This is a genomic window from Pontibacillus salipaludis (assembly GCF_014642405.1).
Classification (GTDB): domain Bacteria; phylum Bacillota; class Bacilli; order Bacillales; family BH030062; genus Pontibacillus; species Pontibacillus salipaludis.
On sequence record NZ_BMIN01000007.1, the window covers coordinates 93,491 to 115,558 of the forward strand.

The following is a 22,068-nucleotide window of genomic DNA, read 5'->3' on the forward strand; positions in this document are numbered from 1 at the left end:
CTCTAAAGCGCTAGCGCGTGTCTGGCACGCTTTAACACAATAAAGAACCGCATGCTCATCGGAGCATGCGGTTCTTGTTTATTTAAGTTGACCTTTGTAGATTTCTGTTTTCTTAATCGTTAGGTTTAGGTCTTTGGCTAACTTTTTCATTTGTTTCTCTTCGTCAGGGGTAACGATTGTAATAACCGTACCAGATGAAGAACCGAGTCTCCCCGTCCGTCCTGCTCTGTGAGTGTATTCCGTTGCCCGTGGAAGATCAACGTTGATAATATGATTAATATCAGGCATATCAATCCCGCGTGCGGCGACATCTGTTGCCATGACTAGTCTGAACTCGTTACGTTGAAATTTCTTTAATACTTGCGCACGATTTTGCTTTTTCGTCTCTCCGTGAAGTGTACCAACATCAATGCCACGGTAGTCGAGCTTTTCAGCAAATACAGTTAAATTGCCAATATCGCGCATAAACGCAAGCCCTTTAAATTCTTTTAAATAAACAAGTTTACGAAGCGTATCGGCTTTCTTGCGGCCTTCGCTCACAATATAGTAATGATCTACATCAGGCTGTTCTGATTCCTTATCTTCTACTTTCAACACTTCCGGATCTTTCATCATGCTTCGTGCATCTTCCACCGCAACTTCAGAAAGTGTAGCTGAGAAGACTAGAAGTTGACGTTCTTTGAGTGTTGTTTTGACAATGCTTTGGACCGTTTTCATATGTTCTGGCACAAGCAACTGATCTCCCTCATCAAGAACGATCGTCTTCACTTCATGCATTTTTAGCTTCTTCTTCTCGATTAAGTCATTCACACGCCCCGGTGTTCCCACGATTACGTGAGGTTTCTTTTTCAATTTCTCAAGCTGACGTTTCACATTCGCTCCCCCGATTAGGGACGCGCTTCTAATGCCGCTTCCTTCTGTCCACTTCCTGACTTCGTCGAAAATCTGCATCACAAGTTCATGAGAAGATGCTAAGATCAACACCTGCGCCTGCTTCGCTTCTGGATCAATTTTTTGTAGTACAGGCAAGAGATACGCTAATGTCTTCCCACCCCCTGTTGGAGCTTCTGCAATAACGTCTCCACCTTCCACAATAATTGGAGCTGTTTCGTTCTGAACTGCAGTCGGTTGATCGAACCCTGCTTTATTCCATGCTTCCTGAATGAAAGGTTTTAAGCTTTCAAAAAATGGTGATTGTTGTTCCATTATACAAATCCTTTCTAATCTACCGCTCTTACGGTTACTTGTTCTATTATAGCCGTTACAAGGCAGGGCTATCTACATTTTTTATGAAGAAGAAGTATAAATAAGTTATTTAAAATGCATATCTGCTATTAAAAGAGTCGTTATTAACATTTTTCGTCCCTGCTAGTTCCTCTATCGTAACTCCACACCCTCTTTTAGTCATTCCTCTACTTTCTTTCGTATCTTCGCACCGTTCTTTAGTCACTCGGACTCCTCTTTTCGTAACTTCAGACCTCCTTTTAGTAATTCCCCTGCTCCTTTTCGTAACTTCAGACCCTCTTTAGTCAATCCCTCGCACTCTTTCGTCACCCCTCCGCACCTTTAGACAATCCTCGCTCAATGACTAAATAAAATTAGAAAAAAATGAATAAAACCTTTACTTTCACACTCGTTTCTACTCCTCTCAAACCAAGAATTAACCTCATCAAAGAAGCCTTTAAACCACCATACTTTTTTTCTTTATTTTCTCCATTTCTTCTCGTTTTTCCCAATCTCAACGCTCTCAAGGATGTAAGCGTTTTCTAATTGACTGATTTATCACAACTGTCAGAAAAGTTAAGAAATAGCTGTTGACCTTGCCTTCAATACGGCTTATGATTATCCATAATTTAAATCATTCATAGAAAAGCAAATGAGCTTTTTCCAAATGATTCATGAACCAGTTGCCCCTTGTTTCAAGTTAAAAATTTAGATGAAGCAATCGGGCTACATTTTTACCGATCATACTTTACTGAGTTTAAGCATTAATACATTAAAGGGAAGGAGTGTAAGTATGAGCAGTCAATGGATTTTCCTAAACGGCCAATTTGTTAAGAAAGAAGAGGCGGTTGTTTCAGTCTACGACCATGGATTTTTATATGGAGACGGGGTGTTCGAAGGGATTAGAGCTTATAGCGGCAATATCTTCAAACTAGACGAACACGTAAACCGCCTTTATGACTCCGCGAAGTCAATCTTGCTTGAATTACCATACGAAAAGGAGGAATTTAAGCAAGTCATTGTGGATACAATCCGACAAAATGAATTGTCTGATGCATACATCAGAGTTGTTGTATCACGCGGACCTGGCAACCTTGGCTTAGATCCAGCAAGCTGCCCTACACCACGCGTTGTTGTCATCGCAGAAGCACTCGCGCTTTTCCCTAAGGAATTATATGAACGAGGTTTACGCCTTGGATCCGTTGCTTCAAGACGCAATCGCCCAGACGTACTAAGTCCACAAGTAAAATCATTGAATTACTTAAATAATATCCTAGTGAAATTAGAAGCGAACCAAGCCGGTGTAGACGAAGCTCTTATGTTAAACGATCAAGGGTACGTAACAGAAGGATCTGCCGATAACATCTTTATCGTGAAAAACGGCACGATCTATACCCCTCCTGTTTACCTCGGAGCATTAGAAGGCGTAACGCGAAATGCGATTATCGACCTTGCTGAGGAACATGGATATGAACTGAAACAAGAACCTTTCACACGCCACGATGTATATGTGGCTGATGAGGTCTTCTTAACAGGAACAGCTGCTGAGGTAATTGCTGTTGTTGACGTCGACAAACGACAAATTGGGAATGGGTTGCCTGGTGAAGTGACGAACGAATTACTCCAGTTATTCCGCGACCTTGTGGTACGTGACGGTGTTCAGTGTTACCCAGAGAATAAAAAGGATGTTGCTGTTAGTTAGGTGGAACGAATTATGAGAAGTGATATGATCAAAGTTGGAATCGACCGCGCTCCCCACCGCTCGCCATGGGAGGTTCCACAGATACGGTCCTTCACACATTAGCCATCGCTCACGCAGCAGGCATTGAGTATGATTTGAGTCGAGTAAATAGCATAGCCGAGAAAACGCCTTATTTAGCCAAGATTAGCCCAGCATCCGATTACTCTATGCAAGACGTTCACAATGCAGGTGGCCTCAGCGCCATTATCCGTGAACTGTGTCACCAGAAGCTGCTGAAGGTGGCCCGATCGGCTTAGTCGCTGACGGTGTCCCAATTCAGATCGACCTAGAAGCAAGAACGATTAAACTTTTGCTAAATACCAGAAGCTCGTTACGTCCGCAAATACAGGCGGCGTCATGAAAGTATAAAAAGTGGATATCGACAAATCTACGACGGGAATAAAGGAGTAAGAACCTGTATTTACAGAGAGCCGGGGTTGCTGGAAGCCCGGAAATACACCTTACTCTGACATCCTCCCTGAGTGCTTGGCTGAACGACTTTGTTTAGTAGGCTCAAGTCAGGTGTACAATGAGCACCTGTTATCGAAAGAGACGAAGCACACCTTTGTGCCTCCGTCTCATAAGGCAGTGAGCAACATGCTGCGAAATCAGGGTGGTACCGCGAAAATAACCATTTCGCCCCTAACTCTTCACAACACGTGGAGTTTATATGGGGTGAGGTGGTTTTTATTATGAAAAAAATCAAGGAATGACTAGCTTTAAGCTAGCTCTTACTAAACAAATTCGAATGAAATGGAGGGATTACAGGTGAAGGTAGAAGCAAAACATCAAGCGCAGCAACCCGCTGCGTCGCACACAAAAGCTCCTAAAACAGGAGCAGACCTTCTCGTTGACACACTTCAGCAAGTTGGTGTTGATACGTTATTTGGGTATCCAGGAGGAGCCGTTTTACCCATTTATGATGCCATTTATCGGGCAGGAGACGCATTTGATCACATCCTCTCCCGCCATGAACAAGGTTCCATTCATGCAGCGGAAGGCTACGCCCGCGTTTCAGGCAAACCTGGCGTTGTGATTGCAACCTCCGGACCAGGAGCTACAAATTTAATTACCGGAATTGCTGATGCGATGATGGATTCTCTCCCACTCGTCGTTTTCACAGGCCAGGTGGCTAGCAACGTTATTGGAACAGATGCTTTCCAAGAAGCTGACGTAATGGGGCTCACAACACCGATCACGAAACACAATTACCAAGTTCAATCCTTAAGCGACCTGCCTCGCATTGTGAAAGAAGCGTTCCATATTGCTTCTACTGGCCGGCCTGGTCCTGTCGTTGTAGATATTCCAAAAGATATCTCCTCAAGCATTGCAGAGGAATCCTATGATACTACCTTCTTCCTGCAAGGGTATCAGCCGACGGTAAAGCCTAATCCTCTTCAGCTAACGAAGTTGAAAGAAGCTCTATCACAAGCCAAAAAGCCTGTCATTCTTGCAGGTGCAGGCGTTATTCATGCAGGTGCATCACAAGAGTTGAAAAACTTTGCTGAAAAGCACGCACTTCCTGTAACAACAACGCTACTAGGGCTTGGCAGCTTCCCTGGCGAGAATGAATTAAGCCTTGGAATGGCCGGCATGCACGGAACCTATGCTGCAAACATGGCTCTTTATGATTGTGATCTGCTTATTAATATCGGTGCTCGCTTCGATGATCGTTTAACTGGAAACCTTAAGCACTTTGCACCTAAAGCAACTGTTGCTCATGTTGATATCGATCCTGCTGAAATCGGTAAAAATGTACAGACGCACATCCCTATTGTTGCAGACGCCAAGAAGGCGCTCACAGAAATCGAGAATATGGACGTTGATATGAAAAACCATGGAGACTGGTTGAAAGAAGTATCCGGGAACAAAGCGAACTTCCCTCTTTGGTTCGATAACCCTGAACAAGAAATGGTGCCACAATGGCTTATCTCAGCTCTTCACAGGGTTACAGACGGAAACGCAATTGTGACTACAGACGTAGGCCAGCACCAAATGTGGGCTGCTCAGTATTATTCCTTTAATAAACCGAACCGCTGGGTCACATCAGGTGGGCTTGGCACAATGGGCTTTGGCTTCCCTGCTGCCATCGGTGCCCAAATTGCCTCCCCTGACGAGCCAGTAGTCGCAATCGTTGGAGACGGTGGTTTCCAAATGACACTACAAGAACTGTCTGTCTTAAAAGAGAAAAAACTACCTGTCAAAATTGTGATCGTCAACAACGGCGCACTTGGCATGGTTCGCCAGTGGCAGGAGAAATTTTACGACGAGCGATTCTCAGAATCCCTTCTTCAAACACAACCAGATTTTGTAAAGCTTGCAGAGAGTTACGGCATTCGCGGGGAACTTGTTCAGTCACAAGACGAACTTTCTCAAATCTTGCCGGATGTGTTTGACTACGATGGGCCGGTTCTTCTTGATTGCCGCGTCCTTCAACAAGAAAATGTCTATCCAATGATCGCCCCAGGCAAAGGGCTACACGAAATGATTGGGGTGAAACGATGAAACGGATTATTACGGCAACCGTGCAAAACCGAAGCGGCGTATTAAACCGTGTTACTGGCCTCTTGCACAAACGCCAATTCAATATCGAAAGCATTTCTGTTGGCAGAACGGAAACAGAAGGCATTTCCAAAATGACCTTCGTCGTAGAGGTCGAAGATAACCAAAAGCTTGAACAATTAACTAAGCAGCTTAATAAACAAGTCGATGTTTTAAAGGTATCAGACATTACCGATAAAGCGATCGTAGCGCGGGAACTGGCCCTTATTAAAGTGGGCAGCAACATTCAAAACCGCAACGAAATCCAGACGATTATTGAGCCTTTCCGGGCCAACGTCATTGATGTCAGTAAAGAGAGTATGACGGTTCAGGTCACTGGAAAATCAGAGAAAGTCGAAGCGCTTATTGATCTCCTCCGCCCTTATGGTGTTAAGGAGTTAGCGCGAACAGGGCTCACTGCCTTCTTACGAGGACAACAGCCACAAGTCACTGAGTTCACCCCACAATCCCTATTACAGTAAAGGGACTAGGGAACTTTTATACCTTTAGTAGTTTGAATATTCAATGAATAAATCAAAAACCAAAACCTGAAAGGATGGATTAACAATGGCAGAAGTACTTTACAACCAAAACATTGACGAAGAGGTTTTAAAAAATAAAAAGGTTGCAGTCGTAGGTTATGGCTCTCAAGGTCATGCACACGCACAAAACCTTAAAGAAAGCGGATTTGACGTAGTCGTTGGCCTTCGCCCGGGGAAATCTTGGGATAAAGCAGAACAAGACGGTGTTGAAGTAAAACGCGTTGCTGACGCCGTTAAGGAATCAGATGTTGTCATGGTTCTTCTTCCGGACGAATATCAACCTTCTGTTTACGAAGAAGAAATCAAACCAAACCTGGATGCAGGCAATGCTCTTGTATTCGCGCATGGTTTTAACGTTCATTTCAACCAAGTGGTACCTCCAGAAGATGTGGATGTATTCCTTGTAGCACCAAAAGGACCAGGACATCTTGTACGACGCACATTCGAAGAAGGCGCTGGGGTTCCTGCACTATACGGTGTGTATCAAGATTACACGGGTCAGGCTGAGAAGCTCGCTCAAGCATACGCAAAAGGAATCGGCGCAGGTCGCGCAGGCGTTCTACAAACAAGCTTCCAGGAAGAAACAGAAACGGATCTGTTCGGTGAGCAAGCCGTTCTTTGCGGTGGCCTTACAAGCCTTGTGAAAGCTGGTTTCGAAACGCTAACTGAAGCCGGTTACCAGCCAGAAGTTGCTTACTTCGAATGTATGCACGAGCTGAAGCTAATCGTTGATCTTATGTACGAAGGCGGTCTTGAAGGTATGCGCCACTCTATCTCTGACACAGCTCAGTGGGGTGACTTCGTATCCGGCCCACGCGTTGTGAACGAAGATACGAAAGCACGCATGAAAGACGTTCTGACTGACATCCAAACAGGTGCATTTGCTAAGGGCTGGATCCTTGAGAACCAGGTAAATCGCCCTCAATTCAACGCCATCAATGTAAAAGAAAACCAGCATCAAATTGAACAGGTTGGAAAGGAGCTCCGTGAATTAATGCCTTTCGTGAAAGAGCAGGCCAAATCTAAAAAAGAAAAGGAAGTGGTCGCAAATGGCGCACGTTAAGGTATTCGATACAACCCTACGAGACGGAGAACAGTCCCCTGGAGTCAATTTAAATAAGTTAGAGAAACTAGAGATCGCTAAGCAACTCGAGAAACTTGGAGTAGATATTATGGAAGCGGGCTTCCCCGCTTCCTCCCAAAACGAATTTGAATCCGTTCAAGAAATTGCAAGAACGGTTAAGAATAGCTCTGTAACCGGTCTTGCACGTGCGAAGAAATCGGATATTGATACAGCTTGGGAGGCATTGAAAGACGCTTCAGAACCACGTCTTCATGTATTTCTAGCTACCTCCCCTATTCACATGACGCATAAGCTGAAGAAGACTCCTGATGAAGTCATTGAAACAGCTGTTGAAATGGTCCGTTACGCAAGGGAACGATTCCCACAAGTTGAGTGGTCAGCAGAGGATGCATGTCGATCTGATAAAGAGTTTCTTGTTCGAATCATCGAGAAAGTCATTGACGCTGGAGCAACGGTTGTTAACCTACCAGATACTGTTGGATATACAACTCCATATGAATACGGAGAACTTTTCCGATACGTGAAAGAAAACGTTCCTAATATTGATCAAGTATCTCTATCCGCTCATTGCCACGATGACCTTGGCATGGCGGTTGCCAACTCGTTAGCAGCTATTGAAAACGGGGCCACTCAGATTGAAGGTACGATCAACGGAATCGGTGAACGCGCTGGGAATGCTTCTATTGAAGAAGTGGCTGTAGCCCTACAGATTCGCAACAATTTCTACGAGCACTCTACCAATCTCGTATTAAACGAAATCAAACGTACAAGTGATCTAGTCAGTAAGTTTACAGGAATGGTTGTCCCTGGCAACAAAGCCATTGTAGGAAAGAACGCCTTCGCTCATGAATCTGGTATTCACCAGGATGGCATGATGAAGAACGCATCCACCTATGAGATCATCACGCCTGAAATGGTTGGCATCGGGGCTAGTAATATGGTTCTTGGGAAACACTCCGGTCGTCACGCGTTCGAAGATAAAGTGAAATCCCTTGGGTATGACCTTTCTGAGGCGAAACTTAAAGAAGCGTTCAAAGCCTTTAAGAGTTTAACAGACCGTAAGAAAGACGTAACTGATGAAGATTTGTTTACGATTTTGACAGATGTTCAAACCGACTCATCCGATGCGGCTAAATATAAATTAGAAGCTTTCCAAGTACAATATAGCTCAGCTAATATTCCTACTGCCACAGTAGCTATGACGACGCCGGAGAATACACGCGTTGAAACAGCTGGCACAGGTCAGGGAAGTGTTGAAGCCATCTATAACACGCTTGAGGCTTTAATCCATGAAGATATTCACTTAGAAGATTATCGCTTGAGTTCAGTTGGTGAAGGACGCGATGCCCTTGCCGAAGTACATGTAAGGCTAACCGTTAATGGAACTGCAGCAAGTGGCCGCGGGGCTGCCCAAGACGTGCTTGAAGCTTCGGCTAACGCCTTTTTAAACGCAGTCAATCGCGTCATTTTAAATCAACAACTACTAAACAAACAATCAGCGCCCGTATAAGGAGGTTCTACTATTGGAAAAACAAATCGTATTGTTACCTGGTGATGGGATCGGTCAGGAAGTCATTGAATCTGCTAAACAAGTTCTAGAAGCCGTTACTGAACGGTTCCACCACACGTTCACGTATCATACACACGATATTGGTGGTGTGGCCATTGATAAACATGGCACTCCCCTACCAGAAGATACAATCCGAGCTTGTCAGCAATCCGATGCTGTTCTGCTAGGAGCTGTTGGTGGACCAAAGTGGGACCAGAATCCTTCTCACCTTCGCCCTGAAAAGGGACTGCTTGGAATCCGAAAGCAGCTTGGTCTTTTCGCAAATCTTCGTCCGATTAAAGGGTTTGATCAACTTCTTCATGCTTCTCCTTTAAAGCACGATGTTGTTGCTGGTAGCGATCTTCTCATCGTTCGTGAGCTAACTGGTGGCCTTTACTTTGGTACCCCGAGTGAGCGACGTAACAACGGTAAAGAAGTCGTAGATACCCTCTCCTATCAGCGTGACGAGATTGAGCGAATTGTAGACAATGCGTTCCAAAGCGCTCGCTTGAGACGCAAACACCTAACAAGTGTTGATAAAGCAAACGTCTTAGAATCTAGTAAAGTCTGGCGCGAAGTCGTTGAGGAGAAGAAAGTAGATTATCCGGATGTTGAAGTGGAACACCTGCTAGTCGATGCAGCTGCGATGAAGCTAATTACGAACCCAAAACAGTTCGATGTCATCGTGACCGAGAACATGTTCGGCGATATTTTGAGTGATGAGGCTTCTGTATTAACAGGATCACTAGGCATGCTTCCTTCTGCTAGCCTAAGAGAAGACGGTATGGGCTTATACGAACCGGTTCACGGTTCAGCACCAGACATCGCGGGTCAAGGAGTTGCAAACCCACTTGCGACAATCCTTTCAACCGCGCTTATGCTTCGTCACTCATTTGGACTAGAAAAAGAAGCAGCCGTGATTGAAGAAGCTGTTCAACAAGTATTAGAGGATGGCTACTGCACAGGCGATTTAGACGTTAAAGGCGGTAAACAAGTCGGTACTAAAGAAATGACTCGCCTCGTCCTAGAGCGAGTGACTACACAAGATGCAACTCACAGTATTATGACTTGTTACGTCTAGTGAGGTGGACGTAAGGTAAAGGAAAACCTTACGTCCCCTCCCCTATTTTTTTCATAAAGGAGTGAGACCATGACCCAGCCCAAAACAATCGTTGAAAAGATTTGGGATCAACATGTTGTCCATCTAGAAAAAGGAAAGCCAGACCTACTTTATATCGATCTGCATTTAATACACGAAGTCACATCACCACAGGCGTTTGAAGGCTTACGCATGAACGATCGTTCCGTTCGCCGTCCAGAACGCACCTACGCCACGATGGACCATAACGTACCGACGCGTGAACGTCATATCATTAAAGATGCCGTCTCTAAGAAACAAATGGAGACATTAAAGCAAAATTGCGATGAATTCGGCATCCCTTTAGCTGATATTGATCACCCTGACCAGGGAATTGTTCACGTTATCGGTCCTGAGCTTGGTCTTACTCAGCCAGGCAAAACAATCGTTTGTGGAGATAGTCATACTTCCACTCATGGTGCATTTGGCGCTTTAGCATTTGGTATTGGAACAAGTGAAGTTGAACATGTATTAGCCACTCAAACCTTGTGGCAAGCCCCTCCTAAAACTTTGAATGTGAAAGTAAACGGAGAACTTGGCACAGGTGTTACAGCGAAAGATTTAATCCTTGCTGTTATCGGTAAATATGGCGTCCGCTTCGGAACAGGTTATGTAATTGAATATACAGGCGATGCAATTCGCTCCCTCACAATGGAACAGCGTATGACAGTATGCAACATGTCGATTGAAGCCGGTGCCCGTGCTGGTTTAATTAGCCCGGATGAAACGACAGTTGAATACCTTCGCGGTAAACGCCATGTTCCAGAAGGTCAAGCATTCGATGAGGCTAGAGACGAATGGCTGGCTCTGGCTTCTGACGAAGGTGCTGTATATGACCATACACTTGAGATCGATGCTTCTGAAATCGAACCACAAGTTACATGGGGAACAAACCCAGGCATGTGCCTGCCTGTTTCAGCATCAGTTCCAGACCCTGCTGAGGCTACTACAGACAATAAACGTGCAGAGATTGAACACGCTTTAAACTATATGGATTTACAGCCTAATCAGCCCATTTCAGATATTGCGATTGAGCATGTCTTCATTGGCTCTTGCACAAACTCACGCATCAGTGATTTACAAAAGGCGGCAGAAATTGTTCGTGGCAAAACCGTTCACTCCTCTGTAACAGCTATTGTCGTTCCTGGTTCTCAATCCGTAAAACAACAAGCTGAAGCAGAAGGATTAGATGTCGTGTTCAAACAGGCAGGATTCGAATGGCGGGATGCCGGCTGTAGCATGTGTCTAGCTATGAATGATGACGTCATCCCACCAGGAGAACGCTGCGCTTCCACATCGAACCGTAACTTCGAAGGTCGACAAGGAACAGATGCCCGTACTCACTTAGTGAGCCCAGAAATGGCCGCAGCCGCAGCCATCACCGGCCACTTCACAGACGTCCGCCAATTCACAAACGCTTTACAACACTAAAGCGTGCCTGGCACCGTTTACTACACTAAAGCAACACAGCGTGTCTGGCACCATTCATCACGCTAAAGCAATAAAGGGGGACTGGCACGCTTTTCTGCTCTAATGTAGGAGAGCGCCCTCTCCCCTTTTACCAGGAGGGAATAGACAATGGAACCGATACGGAAGCATGAGGGTTTGGTTTATCCGTTAAACCGATCGAATGTGGATACTGACCAGATTATACCGAAGCAATTTTTAAAACGCATTGAACGTCAAGGTTTTGGCCAGTTTCTCTTCTACAACTGGCGCTTTCACCATGATGGATCTCAGAAAGAAGATTTCTCATTAAATCAACCGAAATACGACGGGACTTCCATACTTGTTGCAGGCGAGAACTTTGGTTGCGGCTCTTCTCGTGAGCATGCTCCTTGGGCGCTTGAAGATTATGGCTTCAAAGTCATTCTTGCCCCAAGTTTTGCTGATATCTTTTTTAATAACTGCATAAAAAACGGCATTCTTGCTGTCACGCTACCAGAAGAAGAGATTAGCCAGCTCATTCAAAAAGCAGAAAACGAAACGTATCACTTGACCGCTGACCTTAAAAATCAGGTTATATACGACAATGAAGGATTCAAGACGTCGTTTGAAGTCAATGATTACCAAAAAGAAATGTTGATCAATGGGTGGGATGACATATCCGTCACCCTCACCCATGAAAATAAGATCAAGCAATACGAATCTAAAAAAGTAGGAGTGTGAAGACATTGGGAATTGCTTAACCGGAACCAAAATCACGGAGGCGATGGAGCATCTTAAAGACGTGGTCCACCGCACCCCACTAACAACTTCAACATCAATCAACGAACTAACAGGAAAACAAGTTTATTTCAAGATGGAAAACATGCAGAAAACAGGCGCTTTTAAAGTTCGGGGGGCCAGCTTTAAAGTTTCTCAACTTACCAAAGAAGAAGCTAAAAGAGGTGTCATCGCTGCATCTGCAGGAAATCACGCACAAGGTGTCGCCTTGGCCGCTTCCAAAAGAGGAATCAAGGCGAAAATCTTTATGCCTGAGCATACGCCAGAGGCTAAAGTCAAGGCAACAGAGAGCTACGGAGCTGAAATCGTGCTGACCGGCGAATCTTTCCAAGAATCATTTGAGGCAGCATGTGCCGACCAGCGCCGAAATGGCAGCGTCTTTATTCATCCATTTGATGATTATGACGTGATGGCCGGCCAAGGTACGATTGCTCTTGAAATGCTTGAACAAAATCCATCCCTTGATACGCTAGTCGTTCCAATCGGAGGAGGCGGACTGATTAGTGGTGTCGCCGTTGCTGCAAAATCTGTTAAGCCGTCTATCAAAATTGTCGGCGTGCAGTCTGCAGGCGCGAGTGCCATGTACAATCAGTATTACAAACAAGGACCTTCCACCTTAAAGAGTGTTTCCACCATTGCAGATGGAATCGCCGTGAAGAAACCTGGTCAAAACACGTTCCCACTCATCAAGCAGTATGTCGATGAGATCGTAACCGTGTCAGAAACACACATCGCAAAAGCCATCGTCACGATGCTTGAGCGAAACAAGTCACTTGTCGAAGGAGCTGGAGCCTCAGCACTGGCAGCTGTTCTAGAGCACGGTTCCAACATCCAATCGAATCATACGGGTATTATCGTAAGCGGGGGCAACATGGACCTTGCACGATTACCCATGATTCAAAACTTGAGCCAGCAGGAGGAACCACCCCCTGTATCAGCAGCTCAAAAAAGCACAACGTTTGTAGCTTCTTGAAAGCTATAACAAAAGCGGAAGCGCCAGGTTAGCATCTGGATGAAAACAAGTGAAAGAGAAGTCCAGTCCAATATGGTCTGGGCTTCTCTTTTGATTTAGGCCATCCACTGACTGATCTCTTACCTTTTCTAAAACTCCCACTGTAAAACGTCACTGATTCAGGTTATCTCTGACCTTTTGAAGCACTTATCTTTCAAAAGGTCGTAGATCGTGTTGTTCTATGACTTTTTACCTTTTTCTGGCAATCATAAGGTCACAGATCAAGCCTTTCTCTTACCTTTTCATTCCTCATTGACTATAAAAGGCCATAGATAAATATAGCTATACTTAAAAACCGAGTTGCATCACACCATACACTTCAAACCCTACGAACACTCAACCTCTCCCCAACTCTCGACAGCACAAACCACCCAAGAAAAGCACCTGACACACTACTTACGAAAAAAGGTGGTAAAAACGCTAGAGCCCCTACGGAAGTACCCATAAATAATTGCGCATAAGGGACTGCAAACAACGCACCAATCACACCTGTGCCCAACACTTCTCCAACAACAGCAAACCCTTTTCTCTTGGAAAACTTATAAAGAATCCCCGCCAGAAAAGCCCCAATCATCCCTCCTGGAAAAGCTAAAAGCGTCCCTAATCCTAGAAGAACGCGCAAGACGCCAATCATAAACGCTATAGCTACAACCGGTAGAGGTCCTAAAGTCACTGCTGCCATAACATTGACAACATGCTGTACGGGATAGGCTTTAGCGATCCCAGCTGGAAACCATAACATTTTCGCCCCTAACGTCCCAATCGCTACAAAGATTGCCATTGTCGTGATCATTCTTGTTTTGTTCATTTCATTCCTCTCCCTTTCTAAATAAGGGGAAACAAAAAAGCCAGGTCCTATAATAGACCTGACTTCGAATGGTAGAGTATACAGACGTATCGCCTGACTACTTCCCTCCGCTGGTATGACCCAGATCAGGTTCGTAAGAGTCAGGAAGCTCCATTGCTCCCCTCTCAGCCCATTCAGGCTCCCCTAGTAGTATCATTAAATCTTGTAAACTTTGTTTATTAGACTAACACAACCTTCCAACTTTGCAAATCTCCTAATCTTTTAGCTAGAAAAATAGTCTATTAATCCTGGAAGGCTTTAGTTCGAGAAAAAATTCCTCCGTTGCTTTCTTAACATAAGCCGTGATACATTCCTTTTTCTGTGGGTCCGTTTTTCTATTAACAGCCAGGGCTGGATGGGGGACTGCGAGACTCCCGCGGAAATATGAGCCTAGGCAAGACCCCACAGTGAGCGACAGCGAACGAGGAGGCTTGCCAGCTCTCCGCAGGAAAGCGAGTTGTCCCCCATCCAGCCCAAACCCTTTTAAAGTAACGGACCCTTTCCAATGTAGACAAATCCAGGAAACCTATGTTAAGGTATCGGTACAATATAGGAAGTCCACTAGGGGCGCCCATTTTTTGGCTGAGATAAGGAGAAATCCTTGGTCCCTTTGAACCTGATCTGGTTAGTACCAGCGAAGGGAAGTGGAGTCGGTTGGATTTGTTATACCTATGTTTTGAGGGCGTATATTCTCATATGACCTCTCAATCTATTATTTTATAATCCAGAAACCGCTCCAGTTCTAGGAGCGGTTTTTTTATGTTCAACACCCCCAACCCCCTCCCTCCTCACTACCTGGTTCACTTCCTATAAATAAAACCAGGAGGTAACTACTATGTCATTTACTGAACAACTTCGTCACGATGCAAAGCCGATTTTTCAAGCGATTTTCAACCATCCTTTCGTGAAAGGAATTGGAGAAGGTGATCTTCCAAAAGAAGCTGTAGCTCATTATGTGAAAGCAGATGCCGAGTACCTTCATGCGTTCATGAATGTATACGGAATTGCGATTTCCAAATGTACCGATCAGGAGGATATCGCCTTTTTCAAAGAAAATATCGAATTTGTCCTAGACAGTGAAATTCACCCCCATCACAATCTATGTACGTATATCAATACTCCGTATGAGGATTTGCAAGGATACCCCCTTCCCCCTACTGCGGATCACTACATTAAACATATGAAGACCCATGCTCACGAAGGATCGCTCGGCCAAATCTTAGCTGTACTCCTTCCATGTCCATGGACGTACCTTGAAATTGGGGACTATTTAATGGAGCACGTGCAACCAACGCCTGATCACCCTTTCTATGAGTGGATTACCTTTTATGTGAATGATGAAATCAGAGCTACTACCAACCAACTTCGAACAAAATTGGACTCATGGGCAGAAACCGCTTCTCCCCGAGAAAAGAAATCTATGAAAGACGCGTTTATAAAAAGCTGTCAGTTAGAGTGGGCATTCTGGGAAATGGCATACCGCCAAGAAACATGGCCAACTTCAGCCATTAAGGAGGTCACGCATCATGTGTAGTGTGAAAGGAGCTTTAACCATTGCTGGCACAGACCCAAGTGGCGGCGCAGGTATTCAGGCAGATCTGAAAACGTTTCAAGAATTAGACGTATACGGTATGTCTGTCATCACTTCAGTTGTTGCCCAAAACACGCTCGGTGTAACGGGAGTTCGCCATTTAGAAGCTAGTTTTATAAAAGAACAGCTTCAATCCGTTACGAGCGACATGCCGGTTCACGCTGTCAAAACTGGCATGATCGCCAACGCGGAAATGATCAAGGCCATTGCGGATCACCTCCGCCCTCTTAGCTTGCCCCTTTGTGTAGATCCAGTCATGATCGCTCAAAGCGGAGATGCCCTTGTCGATCGAAAAGCGCTCCAAACGATGCGTGATGAGCTACTCCCTCTTGCAACAATCGTCACACCCAATATCCCTGAAGCCGAGGCGTTAACGGGACAACATTTGGAGTCAGAAGAAGATCGATACAAAGCTGCGAAAAGCATCGTACACGATTTTGGTTCTTCTTCTGTCGTCGTTAAAGGGGGCCACCTTGACGGAGAAGCCACAGACCTTTTTTACGACGGAGAAACATTTGAGACCTTTTCATCTCCTCGCTTTGATACATTGCACACTCACGGGACAGGGTGCACCTATGCAGCTGCGATTACAGCTGAGCTGGCAAAAGGAAAAAGTGTAAAAGAAGCCGTAAATGTTGCTAAGAAGTTCATCTCTGCTGCAATTGAACACACGCTCGAGATCGGGCATGGACAAGGCCCTACAAACCACTGGGCTTATAAAAAGAAGCAACGGAAAGGAGAATATGTGTAATGTCTTACTTACAAACCTTAAGAGAAACGACGCCACTTATTCATAACCTTACAAACGAGGTCGTGATAAATTTTACCGCAAATGGATTATACGCCATTGGAGCAGTGCCGGTCATGTCTAAATCTCTAGACGAAGTTTCCGATATGGCCAGTATAGCAAGTGGTGTTCTATTAAATATCGGGACCGTTACCTCTACTGATATAGAAGCCATGCTCTTGGCAGGAAAAGCTGCCAACGAAAAAGGTATTCCTGTTGTCTTAGACCCTGTTGGCGCTGGTGCTACTCCGTTCCGTCTCAAAACTTGTCACAGACTTCTAGACGAACTGGAGATTACTGCAATCCGGGGAAATGCTAGTGAAATTGCAGCCTTGCTTGGTGAGGATCAGTGGCAATCAAGAGGTGTAGACTCAACAGGAGATGGGAACGTCGTGAAGCTTGCCCAACAAGCAGCCGCCTCCCTCACCTGCTTAATCGTTCTTACCGGGGAAACAGATGTGATCGCCACTAAGGATGAAACCGTAGTTTGCCAAAATGGTATCCCACTTCTAGGGAGTATCACAGGGACAGGCTGCTTATTTAGTTCTCTTCTTACGGCTTTTCTTTCTCTTGAAGGACCAAGTGTTGAGAAAGCCACAGAGGCTATATCCGTCTATACGATCGCAAGTGAAATGGCCGCTGAGCACGCAAATGTTCAGGGGCCCGGAACTCTTCACCCTTACTTCCTCGATGCCCTTTACAACATCAGACCTGAAGATGTTAGGAAGCGTCAGAAAGTAGAAGCAAGATGAAAGGTGAAATGAAATCCCTATTAAAACTCTATTTCATTATGGGTAGTCAGGATTGTCAAAGAGACCCAAGAGACATATTACGTGAAGCCATTCATGGTGGGATCACTTGCTTTCAATATCGGGAAAAAGGGCCTCATTCTCTTAAAGGATTTCAGAAAATCCAATTAGCAAAAGATCTGCAACTCATCTGCAAGGAGCACCAGATCCCGTTTATCGTTAACGATGACGTAAACCTTGCTCAAAGGCTTAATGCTGATGGAATTCATGTAGGTCAGGATGACTTAAATATTAGAGAAGTTGTGAATCGATGTAAGGGAATGATTATAGGCCTCTCTGCCACTTCTGTAGAAGAAGCCATTCGCGCACCATTCGATTCTATCGATTACCTTGGAGTGGGTCCAATCTATCAAACCTCTACAAAAAGAGACGCAAAAAGACCCATAGGATTAGCGGGCTTAACTAAAATTAGAGAAGTAGCCCTCGACTTCCCAATTGTCGCTATCGGAGGCATTAACACACGTAACCTAAAAGATGTGTTACAAGCAGGCGCAGACGGGGGCTCATTCATATCCGCTATCACCGCTTACCCAAACGGCACACAAGCAGCCAAACAACTGTATAATGCCTCAATGTAGCAAAAGCCAGGGATCTTTCCCTGGCTTTTTATATCGAATTTTGATAGTTGATTTAATTTTCTAACATTTTCGTCTATTTTAGTTAAAATCGTTACATAATGACCGATAAAAAGGAGGATAGGATTTTTTACCCACACATTTGGAAATAGAGGGGTTCTTACGAGAAGTGTATAGTAAACTAAAAAGAAAGGACGAGTCACTTGAAAATATCCAAGTTAGTAAAAGTTATCGGTCTGACCGTTACGTTGCTGGGCGCTGTTGCCATCATTAGTTTATCATTGCTTTTTATGAGTATCAGCAACCGAACGGAAGCAGTCGAACAACAGATGAAGTTCCAAAACCTCGGACGCCAAGTCCAAGAAGCATCAGATTTTTTAACCAATCAAGTACGCATTTATTCCCAATACGGAGCGCCTGAAAATCTCGAAAATTATAACACTGAAGTAAAGGAAACAAAGCGCAGAGAAAGCGCCTTAAACGAATTATCTACATACAATGTTCCTGGAGATATCATGGCTCATGTAGAAGAAGCGGTAACGAAATCAAATGAATTAGCTAAAATTGAGGAGAAAGCCATTACGTTCGTAGAGAAGAATAATATGGAGATGGCTCAAATGAAAGTATTTGACCAGAATTATCAAAGTCGAAAAGCTAGTATTGATGAGAATTTAGCAACATTCCAAAGTCAGCTCTTAGCACTTGGAGAAAGGAAAGCCTTACGTGCAAAGCGTCAAATGGAAACCTTTTTATACTTAACGATTGGTTTAGTAGGTTTAATGGTTCTTTTAAGTGCTTCTACATATTGGACCCTCTACCGTCGCATTAAGCCATTAGGGAAAGTCACCAAACTAGCCAACGAAGTAGCCGAAGGACGGTTGAATTCTGAAGACATTGATCACCAATCAAAAGACGAGATCGGTTCGCTCACAACAGCAATCAATGGAATGAAAAACGATTTAAAGGACATGATTTCAAACATCGCAAGCGTTTCCTCTACTGTTACGAAACAAAGTGAAGAATTCACACAATCCTCTTATGAAGTAAAAGAAGGAAGTGAACAAATCGCAGTAACAATGGAAGAATTATCGTCTGGCGCTGAAACACAAGCCACTAGTTCCTCTCGCCTTGCGGTCATGATGGAACACCTCCTCCAAGACATTCAACAAGCACATAAGAGCGGTGAAACGATTTCTAACACATCCAAAAGCGTGTTAACGATGACGAAAGAAGGTACCGAGTTAATGAATCAATCTGTTGACCAAATGAAGCGAATCGATGAGATCGTGAAAACATCAGTTGATAGCGTAAAAGGACTAGATGCTCAGTCGAAAGAAATATCAAAACTTGTCAGAGTGATCCGAGACATTGCAGACCAAACCAACCTCTTATCTTTAAATGCAGCGATTGAAGCAGCACGTGCTGGAGAACACGGTAAAGGCTTCGCAGTAGTGGCTGACGAAGTCAGGAAGTTAGCTGAACAAGTTTCCCATTCTGTCGTCGAAATCACAGGGATTGTTGAAACAATTCAGACGGAATCATCCACGGTTGTGCAGTCTCTTGAAGAAGGATATGTTGAGGTGGATAAGGGATCTAAACAAATTAAAGTGACTGGCGACACATTCGAAAATATTTATCAGTCCGTTACAGGTATGGCCTCAAACATCCAGGAAGTCACCGCGACTCTAACTGGAATTGTCGATAACAGCCAAGAGATGAATTATTCTATAGAGGAGATTGCTTCTGTTTCAGAAGAATCTGCCGCAGGCGTTGAACAAGCCGCAGCTTCTGCAGAGCAGTCGAGCAGTTCTATGGAAGAGATCTCTAATCGTTCTAGAGAGTTAGCTGAACTTTCCGAGCGATTAGATGATGAAGTAAAACGGTTCACCCTATAAAAATAGCGCCCTAGCTTATAATAGCTAGGGCGCCCATTCCTTATTTACAAGAAATCTTATCCTCTTCTTCATTAATTAAATCATCTAACTTCTGAATAAGTAGATCAATATCTTCTTTAGTAATTCGGTTTTGTGTGTTATTTTCCATAGTTGATCGATTCCTCATATCCAATGTATTCTATTTTGGTATGCGATTGTCTCATAACTAGAGCCTTTATATGCTTATGAACAATCCTATCCCCTATACCCTATCCTTAGAACTTTAATCCTTTAGCGAAAAATTCACGTTCTTCGTTTTGGTCCCCTCCAAGTAAACATAAAAGACACAATGAAAAGGAATAGATTAAAAAAAGAAGCCTCAGAACAGAAGACCTCTCGAAAGTTGCAGCCCGACGACCGTGTTCCTTAAGACTTTAGGCTCGTGGCTTTGCGTCCATACCTTTCGATATATTTGCCTATTTACGATGTAATCTAGTATTAAAAGTACCATATATGTGACTTTTTTTCTATATATTTCTTGGCCTCTGTGACTGATTATGATGGATGTATAATTCCCCAAATATAGAGAAGCCTCTATTTAATCATCGTCCGAATGAATCCAATTTATTGGCTAAACATATAACAAAAAGAAGATTAGGGTGATGACGATCAAAAAGTTTGTTTATCTTTCATTTATTATTTTCGCTTATTTTCACACATTCCAAAACGGAATCGTTCAAGGGCAGGCGAGTAATAGCTCTCGGCCTTTAGAAGATGTTTATACAGAGATTGGATACAAGACACCTGAAGAGGCTATTGAGGAGATCGAACAACATTTCAAGCGCGATTTGAAGCTCCCCCTTAGAGTTCCACCCGTATCGTTCACACATAATTTTGGCAGATTTAATAACTTAGAAGGAATCCAAAATGACTCTTTAGAAATCGAGTATATACATGAAGGTTCCTCTAAATATCACTACAAAATAGATGTTCGACCGATAGAAGCTAAAATCCAGATTAAAGATAACTACATTGCTAAAAGACTAAAACTTCATAATGGTAGCGAAGCTTTGCATGTATACCTTAGCGGAGATTGGAATGCATTAGTCTTCGAGAAAGGTCATTGGCAATATTGGATCAGTGTAGATAATAGGCTTTCTAAAAAAGTTACCCTTGAGTCGCTAATTGGAATAGCGAATTCCATTCATTATGACAGCAAATAGTTACCCTCACTATGAATGAAAGGAGTGCATCTAGTAGATCAATGCGCTCCTTTCATATGCTACGTCTTATAACGAACGATGAAGAATATCAAGGACACTAGCATGATCCAACTCTTTGTACGTCCCTACTCCTGGCTTGATAAATGTCTTCTCAACAATGTCATCGAAGTGTGTATCATCAATATCATAATCGCTTAATCGATTGGGAGCACCGATTGAGTTCCAGAAGTTTCGTAAGGATTTTGCCCCTTCTCGTGCGACTTCTTTATCCCCTTTTCCTTCTGGTGGAATCCCAAGGACTCTCACAGCTAACTGCTTCACTCGTGTTGGATCTTCTTCAAGCACGTGCTCTAACCAGTAAGGGAATAATATAGCCAGTCCGCCACCATGAGGAATGTCATAGACTGCACTTATTGCATGCTCAATGCGATGTGTGGCCCAATCTCCGCCATCCGTTCCGTTAGAGAGCGTTCCATTAAAAGCAGTCGTACTAAGGTACATCATAGTTTCTCGGTGTTCAAAGGATTGTTGATCTTCAATAAGCTTCGGTCCTGTTTCAATGGCTGTTCTTAATAAGGACTCGATAAACCCGTCAATCATTGGCGTGTTCTCTGTACGGTGAAAGTAATGCTCTAACGCATGGGACATACTGTCAACAATTCCATATACCGTTTGATCTTCAGGTAAGGAGAACGTATAGGAGGGATCAAGGATAGAGAATGCTGGATACACATGTGGTGAACCCCAGCCGATTTTATCTTTCGTATCCCAATTCGTGATGACGGATACAGGATTCATCTCAGATCCTGTGGCAGCCAATGTAAGTACAGTGCCAAACGGAAGCGCTGATTCAATAGGAGCTTTTTGCGTAAATAAATCCCATGCCTCACCGTCATATTGAGCAGCAGCTGCAATTCCTTTTGTACAATCAATCACACTTCCGCCCCCAACAGCTAATAGGTAGTCAATTTGCTCTTCTCTACAAATTGCAACTCCTTTCTCTACCGTTGTTAAGCGAGGATTTGGCTCAACGCCCGCTAATGCAAAAACAGTCGCGTTTAAGCTATTTAGCTGCCCCACAACAGCATCATAGACACCATTTCGTTTAATACTTCCGCCTCCGTATACAAGAAGGACCCTGCTGTTTTCAGGAATTTCTGTTGCAATATGTTCCACTTGGCCTTTGCCAAAATAAAGTTTAGTTGGATTGTGTTGCAAAAATGTATTCATATTATCACCTCAACGGCCATCATACCATTAGAAGGGGCGAACCAATATGCAAGGTTTTTAATGAACGATATCAAT

Annotated in this window: 20 protein-coding genes, 1 pseudogene and 3 riboswitches; of the genes and pseudogenes, 17 read left to right on the forward strand and 4 right to left on the reverse strand. The window is 44.0% G+C overall.

Going from position 1 to position 22,068, the window contains the following annotated elements:
* Positions 1-78: 78 nt before the first annotated feature.
* Both IEW76_RS09570 and IEW76_RS20975 read right to left on the reverse strand, forming a co-directional pair.
* Complete coding sequence (locus IEW76_RS09570) at positions 79-1,206, reverse strand: DEAD/DEAH box helicase (protein ID WP_188653233.1); 1,128 nt, start codon at positions 1,204-1,206, stop codon at positions 79-81.
* A gap of 109 nt (positions 1,207-1,315) precedes the next feature.
* Positions 1,316-1,450 carry a hypothetical protein gene (locus tag IEW76_RS20975; RefSeq protein WP_268235059.1) on the reverse strand — a complete coding sequence of 45 codons (135 nt, stop codon included), beginning with the start codon at positions 1,448-1,450 and terminating at the stop codon, positions 1,316-1,318.
* A gap of 567 nt (positions 1,451-2,017) precedes the next feature.
* Here IEW76_RS20975 and ilvE point away from each other — a divergent pair.
* The 11 genes and pseudogenes from ilvE to ilvA all read left to right on the forward strand — a co-directional run bounded on the left by ilvE (position 2,018) and on the right by ilvA (position 13,018).
* Positions 2,018-2,926: a branched-chain-amino-acid transaminase gene (ilvE, locus tag IEW76_RS09575; RefSeq protein ID WP_188653235.1), complete on the forward strand. Its 909-nt coding sequence runs from the start codon at positions 2,018-2,020 to the stop codon at positions 2,924-2,926.
* Positions 2,927-2,985: 59 nt separating this feature from the next.
* Positions 2,986-3,195 (forward strand): annotated as a pseudogene (locus IEW76_RS09580) (dihydroxy-acid dehydratase domain-containing protein); the annotation flags it as partial.
* Positions 3,183-3,326 (forward strand): dihydroxy-acid dehydratase domain-containing protein, encoded by a 144-nt coding sequence (locus tag IEW76_RS21080; protein ID WP_188653237.1) that lies wholly within the window; start codon positions 3,183-3,185, stop codon positions 3,324-3,326. The pseudogene IEW76_RS09580 and the gene IEW76_RS21080, both read left to right, overlap by 13 nt.
* A 407-nt stretch (positions 3,327-3,733) precedes the next feature.
* Complete coding sequence (gene ilvB / locus IEW76_RS09590) at positions 3,734-5,470, forward strand: biosynthetic-type acetolactate synthase large subunit (protein WP_345241062.1); 1,737 nt, start codon at positions 3,734-3,736, stop codon at positions 5,468-5,470.
* Complete coding sequence (gene ilvN, locus IEW76_RS09595) at positions 5,467-5,988, forward strand: acetolactate synthase small subunit (protein WP_188653241.1); 522 nt, start codon at positions 5,467-5,469, stop codon at positions 5,986-5,988. The genes ilvB and ilvN overlap by 4 nt, the downstream gene beginning before the upstream one ends.
* A gap of 85 nt (positions 5,989-6,073) precedes the next feature.
* Positions 6,074-7,111, forward strand: coding sequence for a ketol-acid reductoisomerase (ilvC, locus tag IEW76_RS09600; protein ID WP_188653243.1), 1,038 nt, complete (start codon positions 6,074-6,076; stop codon positions 7,109-7,111).
* Positions 7,098-8,642 (forward strand): 2-isopropylmalate synthase, encoded by a 1,545-nt coding sequence (locus IEW76_RS09605; RefSeq protein WP_188653245.1) that lies wholly within the window; start codon positions 7,098-7,100, stop codon positions 8,640-8,642. Before ilvC ends, IEW76_RS09605 begins: the two co-directional genes overlap by 14 nt.
* A 13-nt stretch (positions 8,643-8,655) precedes the next feature.
* Entirely contained in the window at positions 8,656-9,762 is a 1,107-nt protein-coding gene (gene leuB, locus IEW76_RS09610) for a 3-isopropylmalate dehydrogenase (protein WP_188653247.1), read from the forward strand.
* A gap of 69 nt (positions 9,763-9,831) precedes the next feature.
* The gene (gene leuC, locus IEW76_RS09615) at positions 9,832-11,250 is read left to right on the forward strand and encodes a 3-isopropylmalate dehydratase large subunit (RefSeq protein ID WP_188653248.1); all 1,419 of its coding nucleotides are present in this window, start codon (positions 9,832-9,834) and stop codon (positions 11,248-11,250) included.
* Between the two features lie 147 nt (positions 11,251-11,397).
* On the forward strand, positions 11,398-11,988 hold the full coding sequence (gene leuD / locus IEW76_RS09620; RefSeq protein ID WP_188653251.1) for a 3-isopropylmalate dehydratase small subunit: 591 nt from the start codon (positions 11,398-11,400) through the stop codon (positions 11,986-11,988).
* Between the two features lie 43 nt (positions 11,989-12,031).
* The gene (gene ilvA / locus IEW76_RS09625; protein ID WP_188653252.1) at positions 12,032-13,018 is read left to right on the forward strand and encodes a threonine ammonia-lyase; all 987 of its coding nucleotides are present in this window, start codon (positions 12,032-12,034) and stop codon (positions 13,016-13,018) included.
* 358 nt (positions 13,019-13,376) lie between these two features.
* On the opposite strand, the gene thiW is transcribed toward ilvA, so the two are convergent.
* Positions 13,377-13,865, reverse strand: coding sequence for an energy coupling factor transporter S component ThiW (thiW, locus tag IEW76_RS09630; protein WP_188653254.1), 489 nt, complete (start codon positions 13,863-13,865; stop codon positions 13,377-13,379).
* 85 nt (positions 13,866-13,950) lie between these two features.
* Positions 13,951-14,060, reverse strand: a riboswitch (TPP riboswitch).
* Between the two features lie 397 nt (positions 14,061-14,457).
* Positions 14,458-14,564, forward strand: a riboswitch (TPP riboswitch).
* Positions 14,565-14,739: 175 nt separating this feature from the next.
* On the opposite strand from thiW, the gene tenA reads away from it, so the two are divergent.
* The 6 genes from tenA to IEW76_RS09660 all read left to right on the forward strand — a co-directional run bounded on the left by tenA (position 14,740) and on the right by IEW76_RS09660 (position 20,763).
* Entirely contained in the window at positions 14,740-15,438 is a 699-nt protein-coding gene (gene tenA, locus IEW76_RS09635; protein WP_188653256.1) for a thiaminase II, read from the forward strand.
* On the forward strand, positions 15,431-16,246 hold the full coding sequence (gene thiD, locus IEW76_RS09640) for a bifunctional hydroxymethylpyrimidine kinase/phosphomethylpyrimidine kinase (protein ID WP_188653257.1): 816 nt from the start codon (positions 15,431-15,433) through the stop codon (positions 16,244-16,246). Before tenA ends, thiD begins: the two co-directional genes overlap by 8 nt.
* A complete protein-coding gene (gene thiM / locus IEW76_RS09645) occupies positions 16,246-17,034 on the forward strand; it encodes a hydroxyethylthiazole kinase (protein ID WP_188653258.1) in 789 nt (262 codons plus the stop codon). Before thiD ends, thiM begins: the two co-directional genes overlap by 1 nt.
* A gap of 8 nt (positions 17,035-17,042) precedes the next feature.
* The gene (thiE, locus tag IEW76_RS09650) at positions 17,043-17,669 is read left to right on the forward strand and encodes a thiamine phosphate synthase (RefSeq protein ID WP_229721188.1); all 627 of its coding nucleotides are present in this window, start codon (positions 17,043-17,045) and stop codon (positions 17,667-17,669) included.
* A gap of 200 nt (positions 17,670-17,869) precedes the next feature.
* Entirely contained in the window at positions 17,870-19,561 is a 1,692-nt protein-coding gene (locus tag IEW76_RS09655; protein ID WP_229721189.1) for a methyl-accepting chemotaxis protein, read from the forward strand.
* A 380-nt stretch (positions 19,562-19,941) separates the two neighbouring features.
* A riboswitch (cyclic di-GMP riboswitch) is annotated at positions 19,942-20,027 on the reverse strand.
* A 175-nt stretch (positions 20,028-20,202) separates the two neighbouring features.
* A complete protein-coding gene (locus IEW76_RS09660; protein WP_188653260.1) occupies positions 20,203-20,763 on the forward strand; it encodes a hypothetical protein in 561 nt (186 codons plus the stop codon).
* Positions 20,764-20,829: 66 nt separating this feature from the next.
* Here the strand turns inward: IEW76_RS09660 and IEW76_RS09665 are convergent, their stop codons facing one another.
* Positions 20,830-21,993: an iron-containing alcohol dehydrogenase gene (locus IEW76_RS09665; protein WP_188653261.1), complete on the reverse strand. Its 1,164-nt coding sequence runs from the start codon at positions 21,991-21,993 to the stop codon at positions 20,830-20,832.
* Positions 21,994-22,068: the final 75 nt, after the last annotated feature.